This is a genomic window from Sporolactobacillus inulinus (assembly GCF_006539285.1).
Lineage (GTDB): Bacteria > Bacillota > Bacilli > Bacillales > Sporolactobacillaceae > Sporolactobacillus > Sporolactobacillus inulinus.
Genome location: NZ_BJMS01000185.1, coordinates 1 through 1,879, shown reverse-complemented (window position 1 = coordinate 1,879; position 1,879 = coordinate 1). Strand labels below are relative to the sequence as shown.

3 protein-coding genes are annotated in these 1,879 nt (G+C 48.3%); 2 read left to right on the top strand and 1 reads right to left on the bottom strand.

Features of this window, described 5'->3' with window-relative positions:
* Positions 1–181, top strand: a 181-nt coding sequence (locus SIN01_RS15295) for a hypothetical protein (protein ID WP_218027797.1), incomplete at its 5' end; no start/stop codon positions are given.
* Between the two features lie 62 nt (positions 182–243).
* Positions 244–1,701: a S41 family peptidase gene (locus SIN01_RS14560; protein ID WP_047034830.1), complete on the top strand. Its 1,458-nt coding sequence runs from the start codon at positions 244–246 to the stop codon at positions 1,699–1,701.
* On the opposite strand, the gene SIN01_RS15290 is transcribed toward SIN01_RS14560, so the two are convergent.
* Positions 1,666–1,879 (bottom strand): hypothetical protein (locus SIN01_RS15290; protein WP_218027796.1); only part of this gene is annotated, 214 nt, incomplete at its 5' end. The two genes, SIN01_RS14560 and SIN01_RS15290, sit on opposite strands and share 36 nt — an antisense overlap.

Genomic DNA, 1,879 nt, shown 5'->3' with positions numbered 1-1,879 from the left:
GCGAGCAACCGAAGCGACGATTCAGCACCGAAAAGACACGAGTCCATCACACATGGAAGTCACCGCATCCTGCGGAAGTAAGGACCGGGCGCTTTTTGCCCGGTTTTTCTCATTCCCCTATTGGTCGTGTGTATTTATTCGCCAAGACAAGTGGACCGCATTGGGGTATGATAAAAATTAAGTGCACATGCCCGAGAAGCTGTGCCAAAGGAAAAACCGTGTTGATTGAGGAGGCATTTCTTTATGAAAAAGTTCAGCGGCAAAGTGGTCGCTTTGCTGATGGCGATCTCACTGATCGTAGGGGCGGGCGGCTCCTATGCAGTGTTCCGCTTTGTCCAGAATCAAAGCGAGGAAAAAACGGCTGCTGTCGCCGGTGGTGCGGTTGCGCCGGATCAGGAAACAGCAAAGCTTAAAGCGATCCACGATCTGATCGCGAACGAATATTATAAGAAGATCGGCAGTCAAGAATTGTATGATGGCGCAATTAATGGAATGATCGACGCGCTTAACGATCCGTTTTCCAGTTATATGAATGCTAAGACTGCTTCGGATTTTACGCAGTCCCTGTCCTCTTCATTCCAGGGAATCGGTGCCGAAGTTCAAATGGTCGGCAAACAAGTTACCGTCGTCTCACCGATTAAAGGTTCTCCGGCTGAGAAAGTCGGTCTGAAGCCGAAAGACGCGATTATGACGATCAATGGCAAGTCGACACAAGGACTGACCATCAACCAAGCGGTGAATAAGATTCGCGGGAAGAAGGGAACCGTTGTCAAGATCGGGATCAAGCGTTCCGGAACAAACGATCTTTTGACGTTCTCAATCAAGCGCGACGATATTCCCATCCGCACCGTCGAGAGCAAAATGCTGAAATCAGATAGCAATTCCATCGGTTATATTGCAATTACGCAGTTCAACGAAAATACCGATGGCGAATTCAGCAAAGCGCTCGACAAACTTGAAAATGAAAAGTTGCAGGGTCTGATCATTGATGTGCGCGGCAATCCTGGTGGTTATCTGCAAGCGGTCGAAAAGATCGGCAATTTGCTGATCTCATCGAAGAAACCGATTGTGCAGATTCAAAACCGAGAAGGAAAGAAGCAGCCGTTCTACAGTACGCTTGAGAAGAAGAAGGGTTATCCAATTGCCGCCTTGATTGACGACGGATCGGCATCTGCTTCCGAAATTCTTGCCGGTGCGCTGAAAGAGGCCGGCGGCTACCCGTTGATCGGTGTGAAGTCGTTCGGCAAGGGAACGGTTCAGCAGAGCATCCCGATGACCGACAAGAGCGAATTGAAACTTACGGTAGACAAATGGCTGACACCGGACAGCAACTGGATTCACAAAAAAGGCATTAAGCCGACCATAGAAGTGAAACAACCGGATTACTACTATGTCACGCCAATTAATTTGAAAAAAGGCAAGACCTTCCGAATTGACCAAACCGATGAAAAGATTGCCAATGCACAAAAGATGCTCGAGGCAACAGGTCAAAACCCGGGACGTACCGATGGGTATTTCAGCAAACAAACCCAGCAGGCGCTCAAGGCGTTCCAACAAAAAAATAAATTGCCGGAAAGCGGAGAAATCGACCAGAAAACGGCCGATGCGCTGCAGCAAGCAACCTTGAACGCGATTAAAAATCAGAAACATGACCGTCAGCTCAATTCAGCGATCGAGGAAATCAAAAAAGAACTTAATTAAATGGCAAGCAAAAAGGTGTCTCACCAGTCGCAGTTGACAGTGAGGCACCTTTTTTACAGGAAAAGAAAGTATACGATTTTGCTCCATCTTCAAATCAATAGACCAGTGTCTTGGCCAAGCATCAAAAGCATAGATGCGAGACGCCAGCGGGAACAGCGTGCCGGCGAGACCCCGCAGA